Genomic DNA, 15,868 nt, shown 5'->3' with positions numbered 1-15,868 from the left:
AGTGCGTTTCTTCTCAGCTCCTTCTGAGTCTTTCATAAATAAGTCGAATTTGTGTCAACTTATTTCAGGACGGGACATACTTTTAACGAGATAAGCCTGCTGATATTCAGCAGGCTTTTTTGTGCTTTAAATTATCAGAAGATGCTGTATTTGAGCGTCCAATCATTTAGAGCGTCTATTATGGATTTAAATGCTTTTCTGTAAATTGGTATTCCAGTTAATAGAAGCTGTGTGTCATTTAACCAAACCTTTAACTAATGAATGATGATTTTAGAATGTTTGCTAGAATTGGACATTTTCACAATAATACTCTTTTGGAAATATCCATAGACTCATTTTTAAAATTTGAGGCACTAAATAAAGAAAACGAGCTATTAAAAAGTAAAGGGAAATTTGAAAACAATGGATTCACAATTTACAATGAAAATGAAAAAATTGACATTCTAGAATATTCTCTTATAAAAGAATCAATAAAAGTTGTTGTTTTTCTTGGTGCATTTTTAGAATCATATTTTTTTGAATTATCTGCTATTGCACTTGGTCAACAATACACAGAAAAACATATTGAAAAACTTGATTTAGCAAGTAAAATAATTCTTATTCCAAGATTAATAACTGGAAAAGAAGTTGATAAAAGTTTACATTTTTGGGGAGAAATAAAAAATTTAATAAAATGGAGAAATAAAATTATTCATAATAAAACTAAAAATTCATCGGAATTTTTCAAAAATATAAACCCTGAAAAATATGACCCAAAACCATTGTATAAAGAATTTGATATGTTAAAATTTTTAAACTCAATAAAAATTTTATTTAAGGAGCTTGATAGAATTGACCCAGAAGGATTTCATTCATCAAGAATAAATTCAAATATGAAAAAATTATGATACAAACAGAAATAAAACGACACATAACACCGTATAACAACAATTGCGGCTTTGTGTCCTGCGGACACAACCGCGCAAGCATAAAAGTCTGTAATTTTTACGATCTTAATTTCTAACCAATCGGCAACTGATTGTTATACAAGACCGTTAACAAAATGAACATAAACTATCAACTTACAAATTTGGATTTCTTAGAGCATCAACTCTATACATCTTCAAAATCTGAATTACATAAAAAAAGGCGATTTCGTTCTCGAATAATTATTCCGATACTTTATTTGGTACTCGGATTTTTTTTCGCAAATCAGAGCGGAAAATTAGGAATTGGAATTGGGTTCGCTGTATTTGGAATTTTATGGTTCCTATTCTATCCGTTATATTCTAAATGGAGATATAAGAACCATTTTAGAAAGCATGTTGAAGAAAATTATAAAAATCGAATAAACAAACTTGTTGAAATTGACTTTGATGAAAATTCTTTGAATGCCAAAGATTTCACATCCGAAAGCAGAATAAAAGGAACTGAACTAAAAGAACTGATAGAAACTAAAGACCATTTCTTTATTAAGTTACAAACTGACTTGTCTCTGATTGTCCCAAAACACGCAATTGAAAATCATTCTGAATTTAAAAAGCGAATAACTGAATTAGGAGCGGAATACGTTGATGACCTGAATTGGAAATGGAAATGAAAGTACTATTGGCAACACTGGCTGTAATTCAATGTTTCTGACTTTTCAAACAACAAAACCATAAAAAGGCTAACAACAAAAAAAGGGAATGCAATTTTACTTGCATTCCCTTGACCAAAACAAAATAACTAGATAATTACTGGTTAGTTATAGGGTGTGGTGCGTCCCACCATAAGTTTGTGTCTAAATTATCTGGACCTTGTGCGCTTACCGCAGCATCGTAGTTGGCTTCATTAGATTGAGACCAGTCTAGATCATACCCTTGACGTACGGGGATCCCGTCACCGTTTAAAGGTTCTGCCGGAGGCGTAAGTTGTGGGTAACCCAATCTTCTAAATTCTGCCCAGGCTTCATAACCTTGTAGAAAAAGTGCTTTCCATTTTTCTTCAGCAATTTGTTGCATTGCAACTTCAGCATCAGTGCTTAAAGGCACACTTTCGATATAAGTAGCTGCGTCTGCAGCTCCCCATTGGTCAAATGAGGCTTCAATAGCCTGCTCATAATACTCACTTGCTGAACCACTGATCCAACCAAGTTCTACAGCTTCGGCATAAGAGAACAATACTTGTGCATAGGTGTAAATTGCTCCCGGCGCTGCCTGATTGTAAATAATGTCACTTGTGATGAATGAAACATCACTTGCAGCATAACTAGAAGTTGTTAACCCATAAGGCATTCCCACATATTCTGGGGTGCCGGCATTTACAGACGATCGTGTATATTCTGCATACACATCAATTCTAGGATCATTATCTTCAAGTAATCTATTGATCAAAGGAGCACTTACTGCATAATCTTCACGAGTTTCAAAGCGATCTTCCCAAGGGTTGTCGTAAGATTGATCTGCGATAAAGGGATAAAGTAAGTTTTCATCTACAGAAGTTATCGCTCCACTCATCGCTTCATTAAAGCGCGTTGCAGCAACACCATTTGGTTCTGGATAAACGTTAGATAAACGTAGCGCCATTACCAGTTTTAAGGTGTTTCCAAATTGTGCCCAACGCGTCATATCACCGTCAAACATCTGGTCTCCTGTAGGCCCTGTTTCGTTCTCATTGATCAAAACAAGGGCATCATCAATCTCTTCAAAAAGCGAAAGATAAATTGCTTCCTGAGAGTCAAAAGCCGGAGTAGTATTCTCTAAACCTAATAAGGCTTCAGAATATGGAATCATCCCCCAGCGGTCTGTAGCAAACTGAAAAAAGTATGCTTTTAAAAGTTTAGCTACAGCGATTTGATTGTCGTTAAAACCATAGGCAGCTTGTGCAAGTGCTGTCTCTTCATTAGTATTAACGTCAATGATGGTTTGCAGGTTAATAAGTGGTGAATAGTACAAATAGTCTATGTCCCAGTTACGCGTACCGTATCTTGAAGCTTCGGTATAGGTAATTGCAGAAAGGTATTGTACATAATGGTTACCAATATCTGCAGTTACCGCAGAACCCACTTGAGCTTCTGCGTAGGTTAACAATCCACTGCTTATCACTTGTGTCGTTGCATCGGGATCTACGTTAGTATCTCCAAAATCAACCGTATCACAAGCGCTGAATTCTAGCAACAGGGTTGCCAAAAGTGTTATTTTTAGTATGCTTTTCTTCATAATTTTAATTTTTTAGAAACTTAATTTTATGTCCATACCTATGGTTCTTTGACTAGGACTTTGTCCTGCTTCAACCCATCTCGCATTGCCGCTTGAGTAATAATCTTCAACTTCAGAAGGATCGATACCGTCTACATCAGAGTAGATTAACCAAAGGTTGTTTGCATAAACGCTTAGTTTAAGACTTTCAAAAGGAAGCTTTTCCATCAAAGGTTTTGGGAAGTTATATCCAAGAGAAATCTGTCTTAGTTTGATGTATGATGCATCGTATAACCATTCTTCTACTACACCATAAAGGTTGTTGAAATACGTACGTGGTTGTACATAATAAGCTACTTCTTGACCTGTAGCAGCATCAGCACCGCTTACGCGAATACCACCAGAAGAAGGCAATGCATTGTTGACATTTGTTGAAGTAACAGTGTTACCATCGCCATTTACAACAAGGTCTCTAATTGGGTTACCCAAGTCGTTGGTCCCAACAGTTTGCGCTCCGTTACCTGAGCTGGCATTAAACATTTTTGTAACCGAGTAGAAATTTCCTCCTTTTTGAAAATCCATAGAGAAATTCAAATTGAAATTTTTATAGGTAAGCATATTGTTAAGTCCACCTGTGAAATCTGGCTGAATGTTGGCGATTTTCTCAATGCTATTGGTGTATTGTGGCGTACCATTCTCGTCAAGAAGAATATTACCCGCATCATCTCGCTGCCATTTATAACCATAGATGTCACCCCAATCTTCACCTTCAACAGCATATAAGTAACCATTCCAAACACTTGCCAATAAGGTACGGTCTGTTAGATCATTGATTTTTTCAACTTTCTTGCGGTATCTGGCAATGTTGAAAGCAACATCCCATCTAAAGTCGTCATTAGCAAAAGGAGTTCCTGTGATACCTAATTCCCAACCATTAGTCTTGTTAATAGACTCATTACCTGTGGTTGCGGTATATCCTGAAGCTCCGTTAATGGTTAATGCAGAAGGAAGCTCACTGTCTGTTCTATGGAAATACGTGAAGTCTACACCCAGTCTACTTCCAAAGAATTTAAGCTCTGTACCAAATTCTGTTTCTTCTCTAATCCCTCCTTTAAGCTGAAGGTTTGCAAGCGTGTTAGGCGTAGAAATACTCAACCTGTCTTGATATGAGTTTTGAATAGAATAGGTGTTGTTAAGCGCATAGTTTCCTGGGAAAGAAGGAGCCTGTGCGATACCTGCTCTTAATTTACCAAAACTCAATACGTCGCTGTCAATAAATTTTGAGAATATAAAACTTCCAGATAAACCATACGTGTCAACGCTGTTATCGTTTAAATCTGCAGTTGAGCTCCATTCTTTTCTATAAGAACCATCAAGATATAAGAAGTTCTCATAGCCCACAGAACCTGTTGCAAACATGGAGTAATTCTTCACACGTACGTGATCTCTGTTGTAGTTGATGTTTCCTACAGAAGTTCTTATGCTGTAATAATCAGGTATTTGTAAACCTCCTGTAGTACCGGCATTGATATACGAGTAGTTTCTTTGGTTCCATTGAGCACCTACATTGGCCACTACGTCAAAAGCACCAAAGGTATTCTCATAATTAACCTGAGTGTATAGTTCGTTAAACTCATTTGTAGAAGTTTCTTCAGAATAGCCAGGCTGACTCAAACCGTACCAAGCTGTTCTGCTGTTGTACTCATACGTAGTAAACGTACGGCGTATGTCTAATAAACCGCTTAAATGCTCGTCATACTCATATTCTAAACCAATGCTACCGTAAACAGCATTTTTGGTTTGTTCATTTCCGTTTTCGTATCTCTCAAAATAGGGAGAGTTCCAGTAAAGTGGCTCAGGATCTGAAGCAGATTTCATATTCCAAGAATAGATCTGACCGTTTTGGCTGTAATTCTGTAAACGATCCATGTCTAACTGGCGTTGCCACCATTGGTTAAAGTTAGAACCTAAACCACCGTATCCTTGACCGGGAAAGTTTTCGGTAAGTCTGTATTGATAGTTGAAATTACCATTGAACTTCAATTTATCGGTAACATTATAAGAACCTTTAAACGAAACTGTAGTTTGCTCTCTATTGGTATTAGGAACAATTAGCGCCGTTTTAATATTGTTAATAGTGGTTTTAATGTTATAATCTTCACCACCTTTTAAAAGAGAGAATGTCAAGTTGTTGGTAGTGGCAGTCTCATAGAAATCTCTAATGTTATCAGGGTTTGGAGACCAAGGTCTTAATTCTCCAAAAGTGTCTGAATTAGGAATAAAACTGTCCCAATGTCTAACAAGTGTTCCGTCTAGTGCAGGTCCCCAAGATTCATCGGCAGAGAAGTTAGGGTGTAGTTGCCCTTCGTAGGTTAGGAAGTTTTGATCGTATCCACCACCATATTCGTTTTGATATTCAGGAAGTAAATACAAAGACGACATAGAAACTGCTTCATCAATGGTGATACGTGCTTCACCGCTTTTAGCAGATTTGGTTGTGATGATTATCGCACCGTTTCTGGCTTCTGTACCATAAAGCGCGGTTCCTGCGACCCCTTTCAATACCGAAATGTCTGCAACATCTTCCATATTGATGTCTGATGAAGAGTAAATTTTTACCCCATCAACAACATACAATACTCCGGTTTCACCACGTAAACGTATAAGTGCATTGTCAAAACTAGAACTGGGAGCGCCTATAAGTTGAACCCCAGCAATTTTACCGGCTAAAGCGCTGTTAATATCAGTGTCTTTTGCCTGTACTACCGCTTCACCTTCAACAGATTGTTGTGAGTATCCTAAACTTTTCTTTTCACGCTTGATCCCCATCGCGGTAACCACGACTTCGTCAAGGCTTTCTCCTGAAGTAAGATTAACAATATAGGTAGACTCTTCGGTTATGGTGATCTCTTCATTATTGAACCCCATAAAGCTTACAACGATGACATCTCCGGTTGAAGCTTCTAATGAAAATTTACCGTCGAAATCGGTTGAAGTTCCCGTTGAAGTTCCCTTGATAACCACAGAAGCTCCTGGAAGCGGAGTGCCCGTATCGTCAAAAACGGTTCCTGAAATGGTGTTGGTTTGTGCAATTGCTAACTGTACAACTAATGCAAAAAATAGCATTAGAAGACCTTTAATTTTGATCCTCATGTTAGTGATTTAGTTAATAGAATTTTCGAAAGCAAAACGTTTTAGCGTTTTACCACGTTCAACGCAAAAATTGAACGCTTTCGAAAGTAGGGGTACTAAATCACCTCTGTTATGCAAATGTTAACCTATTGTTATACGATAGTGTTTATTAGGGGCGGTTTTTAAGAGGATATTTTACGATATCGTTATCTTAAAATTCTTTTTACTGAATATTTGCTCTTAAAAAATGACAATATCCTTAAGAATTAATAGTGTTTTAGGTGATGTGCTGAAGTTTGCTTTACCTTTTGCTAATTTTATTATGAGTAATGTGCTTTTGTCTACTGCTTTTAAAGCTGCCTTTTTCAAAAGATCGCTTAGCTGCGTGCTTGGTAGCACGTCCTTGTACACGGGCACGCCACATTCTAAAACTAGAAGGTTTCATTTCTCTACGCATCAATTCAATAACTTCTTGTTCTTTCAAACCAAATTGAAATTCAATTGCATCAAAAGTGGTACGGTCTTCCCAAGCCATCTCGATGATACGGTCTAGTTCTCTATCCGTTAAATTCTCGGTGCTCATTTTCTTTTTAATTTAAAAGATAAGCATTTTCAGCAAGTGGGCTAGAGTTTCAAATAATATTAACGTTCTGCTGATAGAGTTTAACAAAACAAGCATTTGTAGTTAAAATAGAACGAGAAGTTTAAGTAAAATTTATCGCAGCGTATAAAAAACCGATGAGATTGACTGCTAAATTTGAAGAATCAAAAAAGATATAACCTTATGAAAACGATAAATTTAGTAATCGGTGCGGCAGTGCTGGCAACTTTTGCAAACTGTAAAAATGAAGAATCAAAAGAAGCTCAGGTAGAAGAGCAACAAAAAGTTAAAACGGTAGATAGTACCGCTGCTGAAAAGGCCAGATATGCTGATGCTGCTCTAACTCCTGCTAAACCGGTTATGCCAGAAAACTACGAGATCGATTGGGAAGGTGTAGAGGCCGATGAAGAGCTAAAAATGGATTTTGACAATTGGGTAGCATATAGAACCTTTTCCGGATCGCTGAGTAAATTAGAATTAAAAGAAGTTCCTGAAGAAGAGATCACAGATTATATTACGCAACTCGAAGAAGAAAGCACTTCTTTAGAAAATACAATCCCTGAACGTTTATTAACCGAAGAAGTTATGGAGGATATCAAAGATATTAGAGAAGAAGTTGCAGATCTAAGACGGGTAACTGAGCAACCCGGAGTTGATGAGTCTAAAATAGGAAATCAAGTTGAAGAACTTGTAGAAGCCTATCAAGATCTCAATGAAGAATTGAAAGAAACGATGACAAAGAAGGGTTCAACCTTATTAGATGATAATCAATAAAAATAATTAACGATAATTCTTCCGACTTAAGCACTAAAAGCGACCAATTTCAGGTCGCTTTTCTTTTTAGAATAGAATTCAACAATTCGTAATATTCCTAGTTTAAACAAGTTAAACGTTAAGGATTTTAATAAGAAAACCGGATTGCGATTATTTTTTAGCAATACTTTATAAGACCGCGTAAATATTCAGCTGATTGATTGTCATAACTTTGCAGAGTTAAACCCCAAGTGATGAAATTTTACCTACTTCAAATAATGGTTTGTTTACTGCTTTGCATTTCGTGTAAAGAGAAGACTCAAGATATGGCTTTGCGCAATTATACTATTGAAGCAGATGTTGAAGCATTGGAGCCACAGGTAAGAGAAGTGGTAAAAGATTGGGACGGCTATTGGGCGTTGAAGCAGAATATCGCTATGATCGAAAATACAAACGCGCTCAACGCTATTGAGTTTATGGATAAGCTTGCATCAAATTGCAATGCAATGATCTTACAAATTCCCGAAGCCGTAGAAACCCCGGCAATTAAAAGTAAGGTTGATAAGGTAGATTCAAGAATTAATGCTTTTTATACCGAAGTCAATAGGAATGAGCTTCGTGAACGTGTGGTTCAAAATCATATAGAGACGATCGTAAAAGCTTTTGATACCTTAAATAAAGAACTCAATCGCACATTATAAGAATTGAAAAAGAAGAATAATTAGATAAAGCTCCGCACAACGGAGCTTTTTTTGTGCGTACCTTTGTGTACATTTGGATCTTATGAAGCGTTTTCTAGTACTATTTATAGTTTCGGTTTTAGGCTTATCGGCCTGTCAGGAAAAAAAGGTTAAGGCGGTAGACCCGCGTCTGGCAACAGATACCTTGAAAATACATTTTCAACCTACACGCAAAGCAGAAGTCACACTTACTCCCGTTGCTCAACAAGCTATTAAAGGCTGGGAGAACTTTCCTGAGCTTGAAGCTCAAATAAATGCTTTAGATACGGTAAACATTAGTTATTTACGTGCCAATGGTGAAGAATGGATCAGCAATATGTCTTTGGTACAAACTAAGGTAAGAGACAGTATTGCTAACAACGCAATGCATTCAAGGCTTACGGTACTTTTCAGTAAAGTGAATACCGTGATTCAGGAGGCTTCAAAAATTGAGGTGGATACCGCTGCGGTAAATAAAGAAGCTACAGAATTTTACAATGCCTTTCAGAATTTAAAACTTCAGATCAATTTAAAATTTCAGAAGTCTATAGATGAGTTGCTAGAAGAATATGAAATTGAAGCAGATTCACTTTCTGCCGTGCGGGATTCTACACAAACCCGTCGGGATAGTTTGCTGCGCGCAAATCGCGTTCCTGTTAATTAAAGAATAGAATAATGAAAAAATTGCTAATCGTTTTTTGCGTATTGAGCACGCTAAGCTTAGCGGCTCAAGATAGAGACAAGACAGAAATGGCGATCAATCAGCAGCTTGAAGCTTGGCACAAAGCTGCGGCAGATGCCAATTTTGATGCGTATTTTGAACTTATGACCGATGATGCGGTTTTTATTGGTACAGATGCAGATGAAAATTGGCAATTAGAAGCGTTTAAAGCCTATGCAAAACCTCATTTTGACCGTGGAAAAGCGTGGAGTTTCAGTACGCTTGAACGTACGATCTATCACCCCAAAAAGTCTAAAATAGCTTGGTTTGACGAATTGCTAGATACCCAAATGGGTATTTGTCGCAGTTCTGGAGTCTTACGCCTAGACGGTAAAACCTGGAAAATTCAACACTACGTGCTTTCGATCACAGTGCCTAACGAAAACGTAGAAGCACTTTTGCAAATCAAGAATGTTCACGATGAGCAGCTTATCAAAACCCTAAGAGCAAATTAGCTTAATTCTTTATTTCGTTGACCAGAGCAAAAGCCTGATTTACATATTCCTTTTCAAGAAAAAGTGTGAAATAATTTGAAGTCGAAATGGCTTCAAAAATAGGAATCCCTTCATACGCGAGCAGCTTAAAGATGTAGAAGTAAAGTCCAACAGTTTTAGAGTTATTTGCAGGAAGCGCGATAGAAAGCGAAGAAAGATCGTGCTTGACCATCACACAGGTTTCCTCTTTAAAACAGCGTTCTACAAGATTGGTAAGATCATTAGAGACCAAAATATTACTCTCGTGAAATGTACTGGAGTAGGTTAAATATGCTTTAGGAATCGTCTTGGTTTCTTCTAAAAGCTTAGACTGACTCTCTAAAATCGTATTGGAGTTGAGAAATGTAAAGTCGGTAATCCCACTACGTACTACAATATCGCCCAGATCGCGCATCAAACGATCGTCTACACGTTTCTGTGGGTAATAGCGGCGTAAAGCCATTACGATAGAGCCCACATTTACCTGTTTGCCTAATTCTTTCTCAATGCGGGGTTTAAAATCTTCAGCAAGGGCACTGTAATTAATGATCTTGCGCATCAAGGCATCTTCGGTATAGGGTTGATGCTTTATAAGTTGTTCTACGACAGAGGTTATTGTTTTCAATGTTATATATTTAACAATTTGTACAAATTTATATAAAATTGTTGAATTTTTTTCTGAGGTGTTTTTTTCGACTTAACTATGCACCAATAAGCTGCTAAACACGAGCAGGTTATTATTTAAAGTTACCCCTAACGGATATAATTTGACGAAGATGAATGTTTTAAAATTTGGAGGAACTTCTGTAGGAAGCGCTCAAAACATTAGAAAGGTAGTAGAAATACTTTCGGTTACCGAAAAGCCAAAAATTGTGGTGTTATCTGCAATGTCTGGTGTTACCAATTTATTAGTAAGCCTAAATCAGGCAAGTATAGATAAAGATTTAGCACAAATCACCAATGTGCTAGAGCAGCTTCAGGCCAAACACTTTGAAGCCATCGAGGATCTGTTTACCGCAGAAAATCAACCAGAAACAAAAGCTCAAATTGAGACGTTTGTAGCTGCTTTACAAGAAATTGCAACCGGCGGTCGTACGTTGACCACTTATGCAGAACTTGTTACTTATGGCGAGACCATGCTTACCTGGATGTTTTCAAGATTTTTAGATCAGGAAAATGTAAGCAATGTGTTGCTTAACGCAAGTACGTTTATGAATGTAGGTTCTGTTGAGAATCCCAACATTGAAGCAGTTGCTGAAGCTTTAGCGCCGCAATTAGCAGAAAACCCTTCTGACCTTTACATCACTCAAGGTTTTGTTTGTCGCGATGAGCGCGGAGCCTTGGCAACCTTAAAGCGTGGAGGAAGTGATTTTAGCGCAACCATTATCGCGGCTGCTGTAGATGCCGCAGGCGTTCAAATCTGGACAGATATTGACGGATTGCATAATAACGATCCGCGTTATGTGCAGGAAACACAGCCAATTGAGCATTTGACCTATAATGAGGCGGCAGAGCTTGCTTATTTTGGAGCAAAAATTTTGCACCCACAAACGGTAGCGCCGGTTATAGATCGTGACATTCCGGTATGGTTAAAAAATACGTTTGAGCCATCGGCAGCGGGAACCAAAATCTCTAACGAGTATCACAACCGCGGTTTGAAAGCGATCTCAGCAAAAGATGGTATTACCGCTATAAAAATAAAATCAAACCGAATGCTTGGGGCACACGGTTTCTTGAGAACTATTTTTGAGGTTTTTGATCGTCACGAGACTTCTATTGATATGATCACCACTTCTGAGGTAGCTATCTCATTAACTATTGATGACACGCGTAATTTAAAAGCGATCATCACAGAACTTTCTGTTATTGCAGAAGTTACTGTAGAAGAAGATCACAGCATTATTTGTATCGTAGGAGAGAACCTTATTGCAGATCACGAGTCCTACAAAGCCTTCGGTATTTTAAATTCTATTCCCGTGCGTATGATCGCTTACGGAGGTAGTAACAATAACATTTCGCTTCTTGTTCCAACTCGCGAAAAAATTAACACATTACAATATTTAAACGCGCAATTGTTCCAACTAGAGGGAGCAATAGCTTAGACTTTTGTTAGTTAGTGTTAGCCTTCTTCTGACCAACCAGAAGGAAACATGGAAAACCCGGTGTGTGCTTGCCGGGTTTTTTTAGTTATAAACTTTTCTGAAACGTGTAGCCCAATACAGGTTTTAAAGTAACCGAATCTACTTTTTTATAGGTTTCATCAGTTTCTTCGGTATCATATTGTGGCGGTTCTAGTCCTAATGCTTGCGCTTGTTTAGTATAATACTCTGATTTTTTGGGATGTTCAGGATGCACCGCATTTATGATATGCCCAAAGGCATTTTTATAGATCACTCCTAGAATGATCCCCATACAATCCTGTCTGTGAATCAAATTTACCGGCGCCTTTCCGTTAGATAAACCGGTGCGACCGGCAAGGTATTTTACAGGATTTCGGCTTCCGCCAAAGAGTCCGCCAAATCGGATCACGGTAGTTTCTAATGCAGGTGATTTAAAGAAAATCTGCTCGACTTCTAGTAATTGTTTGCCTTTGTTGTCTTGAGGCTGCGGAATATCTTTTTCGGTAACAGCGCCTTGAGCGTCATCATAAACACCAGTGCTGCTTATTAAAATCACTTTTTTAACCGAAGCCTTTTCGGTAGCATCCAGCAGTTGTGCCATACGCAAGGCGTGGTTATGGCCGGTATTGCGGCGTAGTCCCGGCGGAATCAAGATGATGAGGATTTCAGCATCAGCGAGAAAGGATTGTATTTCTCCGCGTATTTCATCTTCGGCAATTTCTACTTGATAAACCTCTAAGCCGTGGTTACGCAACTCAGCCTGTTTATTCTTTGAAGTGACCGAACCTTTAACCTGATGTCCTAATTCTTGTAATTGTGCGGCCAGCGGTAAACCTAACCAACCTAATCCTGCGATTGCAATCGTGCTCATAGCTCAAATTTTTCCGAAGCTTTAAAACTGAATGTGCTGTTTGGTCACTAGCGCATCTGTATTTACAAAAGGCATCGGCATACTGTTCTTGGGACGCGAAGGTAGGTCAAAGCTGCTGTTTTCTAAAAGATCGTAACTATAATCAAAGAGTGTAAAGCTTAGAGCTGCGTCTTCAGCAATGCTTAAATGAACTTCCAGAGGTTCGCGGTCTGCCAGGCGATAATTTAGTAAATAATCACTATTGCGGTTTTCTAGCGGATGCGTCTCTCCGCTTCGCGGAAGCACTTCCTGTCCGTTAAAACTGAGTCGGTTAAAAAGCGTGCCCTGCGGACACATCAAGATCATATCGCCTACGTTACGCTGCGGAAAGATCACAAAATCAAGACGACGCTCGCCGTTGATCACCGTATCTTTTTCGGTATAGACTTGTGACGGAGCGACAAAATTTTTAGGCGCTGCGGTGATAAAATTGTACTGACTACCGTATTTACCAGAAGGTGGATTGACCTCTAAAGGGGTATCATCAGTTGCATTTTCAACAAGGATCTCACGTAGCCAGGGATCGAGTTGGGTATTGTATGTCGCGTAAAAGGCCTGTTCTTGTTCTACATCATAAACATAGTTAAGACTCGTAGGAAAAGGACGTTTTTCGGTAAAATCGGCTTTGCCATAGGCGGCAATAAAGGCACCGATACTTACTAAAGCAAAGAGGCCGGCTAGTTTACCGTTAATCTTATAAGACCCAATTACCGGAAGCAACAGGCCAAAAAGCAACACCGTCAAGAGGGTTGCTCCAGCCAGCATTTTTAAACCAAGCCCAACCGGAAATTCTTTGATGTATTGCGTGATAATAAAAAGAGCCGGAGCGCAAAGCAGTGTTAGAATAAAGAATTGCGGTTTAGAATATTTTATAAGTAAATAAACTGAAAGCAGCCCAAAATAAACCGGAATAATATAAAACGAAGCCCCCGGAAGATAAAAGGCAACTCCGGTTGCAATCATTAACCAGAAAAATAGGGGTGCAAAACTAAGCGCCGCTGCACTATCAGGCCGATAAAATAATTTGTATATAAAAAATACGAGGGCGAGGGTAAGAGCAACAAAACCGGCAAGAAGTTCATAGCCGTTGTATGGGAAACCCTGTAAAATGTCGGCTTGTTTCGGGTCAAGAGTTAAAATTAGCTTCCAGCCTAAACTGATAACATAAGCAAGAACAAGCGAAATGAGCAATGGTAGAAACCCGCGGAAAACCTCAATAAATTTAAAAGACATTTTGCGCAAGCCATAAATAAGCACCACAAAAAACAGAATCCAGCCTAAAATAAGCATAGGAAAAATCCAGCTGAATGGATAATACAGCATTTTGATTATGGGCACGTTCAAGTAGATATAATCCTGGTCTGCCTTTAAATCGAGATCAGCGTTGCTGAAATGCTCCAGTAATGCAGTAAGGTAGCTGCCTTGATGCTCTAACGATTCAGGATCTAATCGAGAGGGAACATCATTTGCTGTATGATAGTCAAAATGATCACCGATGAAGGCGAAAAAGAAACCGTCAATATCTCCATTTTCGCGCAGTACGGTGCTGTCGGTATCGTTGGGTAGCAGTTTATAAATGCTATACATTAACGAATTTGCAAAGGGATGTGACGGATTAGCTTCAGCAAAGGCTTTGATCAATTCGCCATTACCGCCATTGGTTTCTACGATCATATTGCTAGATCCACCGCTTCCGCGCGCTTCAAAATTTAATGCCATATCAACCTCTTTTGCCCAGGGATGTTTATTTACAAAGACAGAGGCGCCGTTGAGCCCTAATTCTTCCGCATCGGTAAAAAGGATAATGATATCATTTTTTTGTTTTTCGCCTTTGGCTAAAAATGCGCGAATACCTTCTAAAATGGTAGCCACACCGCTTCCGGCATCACTGGCACCTTTTGAGGCAGAATGTGGTGCGCTGTCGTAATGCGACATGACCAGTAAGGTCTGACCTTCACCCGTACCGGGAATTCGGGTAATGATATTTTCGGCTCTGCTCAGCGCGCCCCAACCTGCTTTATAGGCAAAATCGCTTTGAAGTTCTATTTCAAGGCCGTAGTCTTCTAGCTTGGCAACTATAAAGTCTTGTACTTCTTGATGCGCCGGCATTCCTACCGCATGAGGCTTTTGAGCGATCGAATCTAAAAGTTGAAAGGCTCGGGCTGTAGAAAATTCGGTTTCTGGAGTATCAAGATCAGAAACCTGTTGCGGTTTGTGAGTATAGAAGCTAAAGTAAACAAGCCCTAAAAGCATTAAAAAGGAAAGGACGGCAGCGTAGGTTGTTTTCATAGGTGCGGTATAGTTAAGCTAAAGGTAGTGGGAAACTTGGTTTTGTACAAGGCGACTTAAAGATGAATATTACTTAATGCAAACGTTTTCGTTTATTCAAATAATTTTTCTAATTTAAAGAGTCTAAAATATAAGCGTATGGGAATCAAGAGTTTTATGGGTAAACGATCAAAAGTCGTTGCCGAAGAAGTCAATATCAAAGTGTCTGATTATATGACGACCAAACTGATCACGTTTACCCCAGATCAATCGGTTATGGATGTGATGCAAAAGCTGATCAAGCATCGTATTTCCGGAGCGCCGGTGGTTAATGAGAACTACGAATTGCTTGGCGTGATCTCAGAGGGAGATTGTATCAAGCATATTTCAGACAGTAGATATCACAATTTACCAATGGATAATGCTACTGTAGGCCAAAATATGGCAATCGACGTGGAAACCATTGACGGGAATATGAATGTTTTTGATGCAGCCCGATTTTTTATTGAGCGTAAACACAGACGTTTCCCCATTGTCGAAAACGGAAAATTGGTAGGACAGATCAGTCAGATGGATGTGATTAAAGCCGCCTTGAAACTTCGAGGAAATACCTGGAAGTAATCAGTTGCGTTTTACCAAAGCATAATAATCACCTTCCAATGGCAAATAGCCCTGATCGTAAACAAAGTAATAAACGGTACCGGCTTTTGTAGTGTAAATACTCGTGAACAGGTTAAAATCGAAGCCTAATGAAGCGAGCTTGTCGCGCGTGGTTTTGGTTTTATCTTCGGGATTGAGTGTTTCTAAAATGCGATAATTTTTACGCAGATGATTGTTAGTATTGCGTATTAGGTTTTTAGTGTCGCTGTTGAGTTTGTTGTTAGCGGCATTGCGGCAGGCATCGCTACAGTATTTTTTATCTGCTCTGCCTATAATTTTATCTCCACACTCCGGACAAGTTTTTTGCATATGCTCTAATTAACTAAACCAAAACTTTTCTAAGATACTGAATT

At 38.7% G+C, this 15,868-nt stretch carries 15 protein-coding genes; 8 read left to right on the top strand and 7 right to left on the bottom strand.

Translation table 11 applies throughout. The features are described from left to right. Positions 1 to 257: 257 nt before the first annotated feature. Both WA338_RS05070 and WA338_RS05065 read left to right on the top strand, forming a co-directional pair. Complete coding sequence (locus WA338_RS05070) at positions 258 to 887, top strand: hypothetical protein (RefSeq protein WP_009781850.1); 630 nt, start codon at positions 258 to 260, stop codon at positions 885 to 887. A gap of 155 nt (positions 888 to 1,042) precedes the next feature. Then, complete coding sequence (locus tag WA338_RS05065; RefSeq protein WP_009781849.1) at positions 1,043 to 1,579, top strand: YcxB family protein; 537 nt, start codon at positions 1,043 to 1,045, stop codon at positions 1,577 to 1,579. A 136-nt stretch (positions 1,580 to 1,715) separates the two neighbouring features. Here WA338_RS05065 and WA338_RS05060 read toward each other — a convergent pair whose 3' ends face one another. The 3 genes from WA338_RS05060 to WA338_RS05050 all read right to left on the bottom strand — a co-directional run bounded on the left by WA338_RS05060 (position 1,716) and on the right by WA338_RS05050 (position 6,873). After that, positions 1,716 to 3,179 (bottom strand): SusD/RagB family nutrient-binding outer membrane lipoprotein, encoded by a 1,464-nt coding sequence (locus tag WA338_RS05060; RefSeq protein ID WP_009781848.1) that lies wholly within the window; start codon positions 3,177 to 3,179, stop codon positions 1,716 to 1,718. Between the two features lie 12 nt (positions 3,180 to 3,191). Then, positions 3,192 to 6,284 carry a SusC/RagA family TonB-linked outer membrane protein gene (locus WA338_RS05055; protein ID WP_050759339.1) on the bottom strand — a complete coding sequence of 1,031 codons (3,093 nt, stop codon included), beginning with the start codon at positions 6,282 to 6,284 and terminating at the stop codon, positions 3,192 to 3,194. A 307-nt stretch (positions 6,285 to 6,591) separates the two neighbouring features. Beyond that, positions 6,592 to 6,873 (bottom strand): TIGR03643 family protein, encoded by a 282-nt coding sequence (locus tag WA338_RS05050; RefSeq protein WP_009781846.1) that lies wholly within the window; start codon positions 6,871 to 6,873, stop codon positions 6,592 to 6,594. Between the two features lie 201 nt (positions 6,874 to 7,074). Between WA338_RS05050 and WA338_RS05045 the strand changes: the two genes are divergently transcribed. The 4 genes from WA338_RS05045 to WA338_RS05030 all read left to right on the top strand — a co-directional run bounded on the left by WA338_RS05045 (position 7,075) and on the right by WA338_RS05030 (position 9,539). Next, positions 7,075 to 7,665 (top strand): hypothetical protein, encoded by a 591-nt coding sequence (locus WA338_RS05045; RefSeq protein ID WP_272986148.1) that lies wholly within the window; start codon positions 7,075 to 7,077, stop codon positions 7,663 to 7,665. A 233-nt stretch (positions 7,666 to 7,898) separates the two neighbouring features. Beyond that, entirely contained in the window at positions 7,899 to 8,345 is a 447-nt protein-coding gene (locus tag WA338_RS05040) for a hypothetical protein (RefSeq protein ID WP_009781844.1), read from the top strand. An 82-nt stretch (positions 8,346 to 8,427) separates the two neighbouring features. Beyond that, a complete protein-coding gene (locus WA338_RS05035; protein WP_009781843.1) occupies positions 8,428 to 9,027 on the top strand; it encodes a hypothetical protein in 600 nt (199 codons plus the stop codon). An 11-nt stretch (positions 9,028 to 9,038) separates the two neighbouring features. Continuing rightward, a complete protein-coding gene (locus WA338_RS05030; protein WP_009781842.1) occupies positions 9,039 to 9,539 on the top strand; it encodes a nuclear transport factor 2 family protein in 501 nt (166 codons plus the stop codon). A 1-nt stretch (position 9,540) separates the two neighbouring features. Here the strand turns inward: WA338_RS05030 and WA338_RS05025 are convergent, their stop codons facing one another. Beyond that, positions 9,541 to 10,182, bottom strand: coding sequence for a hypothetical protein (locus tag WA338_RS05025; protein WP_009781841.1), 642 nt, complete (start codon positions 10,180 to 10,182; stop codon positions 9,541 to 9,543). 151 nt (positions 10,183 to 10,333) lie between these two features. Here WA338_RS05025 and WA338_RS05020 point away from each other — a divergent pair, with 151 nt between their 5' ends. Further along, complete coding sequence (locus tag WA338_RS05020; protein WP_009781840.1) at positions 10,334 to 11,659, top strand: aspartate kinase; 1,326 nt, start codon at positions 10,334 to 10,336, stop codon at positions 11,657 to 11,659. 85 nt (positions 11,660 to 11,744) lie between these two features. On the opposite strand, the gene WA338_RS05015 is transcribed toward WA338_RS05020, so the two are convergent. Together WA338_RS05015 and WA338_RS05010 are read right to left on the bottom strand one after the other, a co-directional pair. Continuing rightward, positions 11,745 to 12,548, bottom strand: coding sequence for an SDR family oxidoreductase (locus tag WA338_RS05015; RefSeq protein WP_272986144.1), 804 nt, complete (start codon positions 12,546 to 12,548; stop codon positions 11,745 to 11,747). Positions 12,549 to 12,569: 21 nt separating this feature from the next. Next, entirely contained in the window at positions 12,570 to 14,876 is a 2,307-nt protein-coding gene (locus WA338_RS05010; RefSeq protein ID WP_272986143.1) for a M20/M25/M40 family metallo-hydrolase, read from the bottom strand. 138 nt (positions 14,877 to 15,014) lie between these two features. Here WA338_RS05010 and WA338_RS05005 point away from each other — a divergent pair, with 138 nt between their 5' ends. Beyond that, entirely contained in the window at positions 15,015 to 15,476 is a 462-nt protein-coding gene (locus tag WA338_RS05005; RefSeq protein ID WP_009781837.1) for a CBS domain-containing protein, read from the top strand. On the opposite strand, the gene WA338_RS05000 is transcribed toward WA338_RS05005, so the two are convergent. Beyond that, positions 15,477 to 15,824 (bottom strand): hypothetical protein, encoded by a 348-nt coding sequence (locus tag WA338_RS05000; RefSeq protein WP_009781836.1) that lies wholly within the window; start codon positions 15,822 to 15,824, stop codon positions 15,477 to 15,479. Between the last annotated feature and the right edge of the window lie 44 nt (positions 15,825 to 15,868).

This window comes from Leeuwenhoekiella sp. CH_XMU1409-2 (assembly GCF_037029365.1).
Taxonomy (GTDB): Bacteria; Bacteroidota; Bacteroidia; order Flavobacteriales; family Flavobacteriaceae; genus Leeuwenhoekiella; species Leeuwenhoekiella blandensis.
This window is presented reverse-complemented; position numbering and strand designations above follow the sequence as displayed.